Origin of the sequence: Hallella bergensis DSM 17361, from assembly GCF_000160535.1 — a bacterium.
Classification (GTDB): Bacteria; Bacteroidota; Bacteroidia; order Bacteroidales; family Bacteroidaceae; genus Prevotella; species Prevotella bergensis.
The window spans coordinates 397143-402838 of sequence record NZ_GG704780.1 but is presented as its reverse complement, the minus strand read 5'-3'; the positions used below and the strand labels follow the sequence as shown (position 1 = coordinate 402838).

5 protein-coding genes and 1 pseudogene are annotated in these 5696 nt (G+C 44.5%); 3 read left to right on the top strand and 3 right to left on the bottom strand.

Annotated features, from left to right (window positions below):
* Positions 1-99: 99 nt before the first annotated feature.
* Entirely contained in the window at positions 100-1101 is a 1002-nt protein-coding gene (gene rhuM / locus HMPREF0645_RS01590; protein WP_007173055.1) for a virulence RhuM family protein/type II toxin-antitoxin system death-on-curing family toxin, read from the bottom strand.
* A gap of 181 nt (positions 1102-1282) precedes the next feature.
* Here rhuM and galE point away from each other — a divergent pair, with 181 nt between their 5' ends.
* Positions 1283-2320: a UDP-glucose 4-epimerase GalE gene (gene galE / locus HMPREF0645_RS01585; RefSeq protein ID WP_007173054.1), complete on the top strand. Its 1038-nt coding sequence runs from the start codon at positions 1283-1285 to the stop codon at positions 2318-2320.
* 77 nt (positions 2321-2397) lie between these two features.
* Here galE and HMPREF0645_RS01580 read toward each other — a convergent pair whose 3' ends face one another.
* Both HMPREF0645_RS01580 and HMPREF0645_RS01575 read right to left on the bottom strand, forming a co-directional pair.
* Entirely contained in the window at positions 2398-3645 is a 1248-nt protein-coding gene (locus tag HMPREF0645_RS01580) for an ABC transporter permease (RefSeq protein ID WP_007173053.1), read from the bottom strand.
* Positions 3642-4847, bottom strand: a complete 1206-nt coding sequence (locus HMPREF0645_RS01575; RefSeq protein ID WP_007173052.1) for a pyridoxal phosphate-dependent aminotransferase — start codon at positions 4845-4847, stop codon at positions 3642-3644. Before HMPREF0645_RS01575 ends, HMPREF0645_RS01580 begins: the two co-directional genes overlap by 4 nt.
* Positions 4848-5045: 198 nt before the next feature.
* Between HMPREF0645_RS01575 and HMPREF0645_RS01570 the strand changes: the two genes are divergently transcribed.
* Positions 5046-5300: a hypothetical protein gene (locus HMPREF0645_RS01570; protein WP_007173051.1), complete on the top strand. Its 255-nt coding sequence runs from the start codon at positions 5046-5048 to the stop codon at positions 5298-5300.
* A 5-nt stretch (positions 5301-5305) separates the two neighbouring features.
* Positions 5306-5696 (top strand): annotated as a pseudogene (locus tag HMPREF0645_RS13930) (hypothetical protein); the annotation flags it as partial.

Genomic DNA, 5696 nt, shown 5'->3' with positions numbered 1-5696 from the left:
ACCAAAGATTCACTATAGCTGTAAACTATCAAATATCATTTAGCTTTTTGAGTAACAGCAAATATATGCATAAGATTTCGTGCTTCGAAAGCTTAGTTTTTAATTGCTCTTATTGATAAGGTTTACAACGACTTTCACCATGATGTCCTTTTCTTCTGTCCGGCTTTCGGCAATCATCAGGGTAAGGGCCACGAGGGTGTTGTCGGCGATGCGTTTGGAACCATCCTGACGATAGAGGATGCCGTTGTTGTTCATAAACCAGAGGAAGAGTGTGGCGGCGATGCGCTTGTTTCCGTCGCTGAACGAATGATTCTTGGTGACAAGATAGAGAAGCATAGCGGCCTTTTCTTCCACGCTGGGATAGAGTTCCACGCCACCAAAAGTCTGATAGATTTGTCCGATACTGCTCTTGAAGGATTCGTCTTTCTCGTTGCCGAAGAGGGTAGAGCCACCAAACTTTTCGCGGAGCAATTCTATCTCGTGCATCGCGTTTTCGTAGGTGGCATGGAAAGGCTCTTCCTTGGTAGTCTTGTTGATGTTCAACCGTTGGTAGTCGTAGTCATCGAGCGTGTCGAGGGCGTAGGTGTAATCCACTACCACATCAAACAAGGCGTGGCTCTCATCGGTTGTGGAAACGGGCTGCTGCTCTATTGTCCTCCCCAGCACCTGCACCAGTTGACGCAGTTCAGCTATCTGCCTTTGGCGGATGCGCTCACTCACGGCATAACCTTTAATGAGATACTGCTTCAGAACGCTGTTGGCCCACCGCCTGAACTCTACACCCCGTCGGCTTTTTACACGATAACCAACGGATATAATCATGTCAAGATTATAGTATTCTATCTCGCGGCTTACAAGTCTTGAACCTTCTTTTTGAACTGTCGCAAAATTTGCGACAGTTGAAATTCCATCGTTCAACTCTTCTTTCAATGCATTGTTAATGTGTTTGCCAATAGTTTTCACGTCTCTGCCGAAGAGTTCGGCCATCTGTTGCCGATTAAGCCACACGGTCTCTCCCTCCAGCTTGACATCAAGTTGGGTGCTACCATCTTTGCTCTGATAGATGACGATTTGATTGTTCAGATTCAGCGGTTCTGCCATTCCTTATAATTTTCTATGCATATCATGGCAAAATTACGAAAAAAATTCTATGATCTTTTTCTAAAGCAAGGGACATTTGGGATTTTATTTACGGTTTTTCATATCTATCGGCTTTTATATCATCAATTTTATGTAAATTTGTGGACAGGTTAATTATAAAATATTCTAATCGTAAGGTTTTATGAAACAAACAATTCTTGTTACAGGCGGAACCGGATTTATCGGTTCCCATACAACGGTAGAGTTGCAGCAGGCAGGCTATCATGTCGTTATAGTCGATGATTTGTCGAACTCCAACATCGAGGTTCTTGATGGCATAGAGAAGATTACGGGCATACGTCCCGACTTTGAAAAAGTTGATCTTCGCGATATGGTTGCCACAGAGGCTGTGTTCCAGAAGTATCCTCACATAGAGGGTATTATTCATTTTGCTGCAAGCAAAGCTGTAGGGGAGAGCGTACAGAAGCCATTGCTCTATTATCGTAACAACATTGTTTCGCTTATCAATCTTTTGGAGTTAATGCCCAAGTACCATGTCAAGGGCATCATCTTCTCCTCGAGTTGCACAGTCTATGGCCAACCCAAACCGGAAAATCTTCCTGTCACAGAGGACGCTCCTCATCAGAAAGCGACTTCGCCATACGGCAATACGAAGGAAATCAATGAGCAGATTATCTTCGATTACATCCATAGCGGAGCCGATATCAAAAGTATTGTCCTGAGATATTTCAACCCAATTGGCGCACACCCGTCAGCCCTCATTGGCGAACTTCCCAATGGGGTTCCTGCTAATCTTATTCCGTTTGTCACGCAAACGGCTATGGGCATCCGCAAGGAATTGACCATATTTGGCAACGACTACGATACTGCAGATGGGACTTGCATCCGCGATTACATTTATGTTGTAGACCTTGCTAAGGCTCATGTTGCTGCAATGACCCGTGTGCTGGATACGGACAGCGATGCCATCGAGTATTTCAACGTAGGTACGGGTGAGGGAAATTCCACCCTGGAGATTGTCGAGACCTTCGAGAAGGCTACCGGAGTGAAGCTGAACTGGAAGTATGGCCCTCGCCGCGAAGGTGACATTGAGAAAATCTGGGGTGATTGCTCTAAGGCCAACAAAGTGCTTGGCTGGAAAGCTGAAGCACCATTAGACGAGGTGCTGCGCACGGCATGGGAATGGCAGAAGAAGCTTCGCGAGAACGGTGTGATGTGATGAACTTGTAACAGACAGACTGAAATAGGATAAGAATCCTCTCTTCAACATGATGATTTGAAGAGGGGATTCTTACATTATTCATATCTGATGCTCTTGGTTGGCGAAATGTGTGAGATGAGGTAGCTTGGGGCGACCAACATGATGACACAGAACAAAAATGTGAAAACATTCAGCAGGGCAAACAAGGGAACATTGATTTCGACCGGAACAGCATTGATATAATATACACTCGGATCCAGCTTGATTATTCCAAATTGGTTTTGCAGAACGATGAACGCAAGACCAATAACGTTGCCGATAATCAGGCCGCGGCCAATGACAAAGGCAGAGAACCACAGGAAAATGTGCCGGATGCTGCCATTACGACTGCCAAGTGCCTTCAGTACACCAATCATATTTGTGCACTCCAATATAATAATGAGTAATCCCGATATCATGGTCACACTGGCTACGACAACCATCAAGATAATGATGATGATCACGTTGAGGTCCAGCAAGTTTAACCAACTGAATATCTGCGGATTAATCTCTCTGATCGTCTGTGAGGAATAGGTCTCATAGTTGTGGTCTACGGTTTTGTTGATCTTTTTCACAAAATGACTCTCCACCTCGTCCACTTTGTTAAAATCGTTCACCATGACTTCAGCGCCAGAGGCTTGATCAGATTCCCACCCATTCAGTTTGACTATAGTATATAAATCTGCAAAACAGATGAGTTCGTCGTATTGGTTCAAATTGGTTTGGTAGACACCCTGAATGGTAAATCTCCGCACACGAATGCCCGAATCGTCTATAAAATAGGCAAATATGCGTTCGCCGCTTTTCACCTTGAGTTTATCGGCCATGTTTTTCGAGATAAGAATCTTGTTGCCCGATTTCTTATCTGAAAAGGAGGGCACCTCGCCTTCAATCGTGTTTTTACAAATAAAGTCGGCGTTAAATTCCGGTCCGACTCCCTTGAACATCACCCCTAGGAAATCACTGTCCGTCTTCAGTATACCTTGCTTGTAGGCAAAGCGCTCGACATGTTTCACCCCAGGAATTTTGCTTATTGTGTTGATCATCGAATCGTTCATCACAATTGGATAATGGTTCGACGACATCTGACTCATGAAGTTGGTTACCTGAATGTGCGACCCAAAGCCTGTCACCTTGTTTTGTATTGAATGCTTGAAGCCTAACACCACCGATATGGAAACGATCATGACCGCCAGTCCGATGGCGATGCCAGCAATGGCAATGGCAATGGCTGGTCGGGAAACCTTTTGATGAGAATGATGGTTTCCGTAGATTCTTCGGGCAATGAACAGTGGGAAATTCATTGTTCTTTGGTCCTGTTTTGGTAGGCCTCAAGCGCCTTCTCCAGCACCAACAGGGCGCGTTCCAAGTCGGCTTGCTTTAAAACGTAGGCTATACGCACCTGATTGATTCCTGCTCCCGGCGTGGTGTAGAATCCGGCGGCCGGAGCCATCATCACCGTTTCACCCTCATAGTCAAACTCTTCCAGGCACCATCGACAGAAATCCTCGGCATTGTCTACGGGCAACTGGGCCACGGTATAGAAAGCGCCCATCGGAATCGGAGAGTAGACTCCAGGTATTCGGTTAAGCCCGTCTATCAGGCACTTACGACGTTCTACATATTCATCATAAACATCACGGTAATACTCTTCGGGAGCATCCAACGATGCCTCGGCCACAATCTGACCGATGAGGGGAGGGGAGAGGCGTGCCTGGCAGAACTTCATCACCGTATTGCGTACCTCCGAATTATGCGTGATCAGGGCGCCAATGCGAATGCCACACTCCGAATAGCGTTTCGAAACCGAGTCTATCAGCACCACATTTTGCTCGATGCCATCAAGGTGCATCGCGCTGATGTAAGGGCTTCCGGTGTAGATGTATTCGCGATAAACCTCGTCGGAAAACAAGTACAAGTCGTATTTCTTGACCAGATCGCGAATCTGGTTCATCTCGCGGCGTGTATAGAGGTATCCCGTAGGGTTATTGGGGTTACATATCATGATAGCCCGCGTTCGGTCGTTGATCAATTCTTCAAATTTTTCAACCTTAGGCAGCGAGAATCCCTCCTCAATGGTCGTGGCAATCGTGCGGATTTTCGCGCCGGCCGAAATGGCAAAAGCCATGTAATTGGCATATGCAGGTTCGGGAACAATGATTTCGTCACCCGGGTTCAGACAACTCATAAAGGCAAACAGCACAGCCTCCGAACCACCGGTGGTAATAATGATATCATCGGCATCTACCTGAATGTTGTACTTGGCATAATAGTTAATCAGCTTTTTCCGATACGACAGGTTGCCTTGCGAGGGAGAATATTCCAGCACTTCGCGATCGATGTGTTTCAACACGTCAAGTCCAACTTGTGGCGTGGGCAGGTCGGGCTGGCCAATGTTAAGATGGTACACCTTGATGCCGCGCTCTTTAGCAGCCACAGCCAAAGGCGCAAGTTTTCTAATCGGAGATTCCGGCATCTCAAGTCCGCGTACTGATATTTCAGGCATGATATGTCTTATTTTAAAATCCTATAATATAATAGATGATACAAAGGTATTTTTTTTCCTTTAATTAAACAAATTATCTGCAAGTTATCTTCGCTTGCTCAGCATAAATAGGGAACTCCCCAGTTCGGGTTCAGATAACTAATTATATTATTTATCATAATGCACATTATATTTTATTCATTATTTATATTTACTCACATGGAAAAAACAAAAGATTTATCTAAAGCGGAAATGCTGATGAAGTCACCTCGTGAGAATCCATTTCAGCCTCGCGCCTGTCGTAAACGCTTGATTTGTGGTCAGTTTGACAAAGTCGAACTACACATTGAGATCTACCGCGCTCCAAAACCTAACGTACTTGTTTTCCTTGATGATCTCGGTCGCTGGTTGAACTTCGCCTCACTTGAAGATTTATTCGTTTTTCTTGCAAATAATTATACGATTAATATTTAAGTTTTATGCAGGTATTTTCTCACTGTCTTAACCCGAAACGTATATTTAACCGTTATACTAAACGGTTTGAGTATGTTGCCTGTAATGAATGTTATGCCTGTCGAAACATTCGTACTTCCTCTATGTGCCATCGGGTTGAGCAGGAGATTAAATCTCATCGTTACTCTTTATTTTTCACTTTAACTTACAATAATGATTCGTTACCTCGTTTTGAAGTTTTTGAGGATAAAAAAGGTTGTAAACAGATTCGTCCATGTGGCCGTCTTGCTTATAATTACGATCGTTGTCCTCTTGTTCATTCTCACCGTACTGAGGATCCTAAATTGTTGATTGATTCAGATGTTTATGCACCTTACATTCAAAATGACGATTGTCTCAATGAGTTTGGTGTTGTAA

Excerpts from the sequence above, each read along its gene's own strand:
- galE (WP_007173054.1), top strand. The coding sequence starts at position 1,283 with ATGAAACAAACAATTCTTGTTACAGGCGGAACCGGATTTATCGGTTCC.
- rhuM (WP_007173055.1), bottom strand. The coding sequence starts at position 1,101 with ATGGCAGAACCGCTGAATCTGAACAATCAAATCGTCATCTATCAGAGC.
- HMPREF0645_RS01580 (WP_007173053.1), bottom strand. The coding sequence starts at position 3,645 with ATGAATTTCCCACTGTTCATTGCCCGAAGAATCTACGGAAACCATCAT.
- HMPREF0645_RS01575 (WP_007173052.1), bottom strand. The coding sequence starts at position 4,847 with ATGCCTGAAATATCAGTACGCGGACTTGAGATGCCGGAATCTCCGATT.
- HMPREF0645_RS01570 (WP_007173051.1), top strand. The coding sequence starts at position 5,046 with ATGGAAAAAACAAAAGATTTATCTAAAGCGGAAATGCTGATGAAGTCA.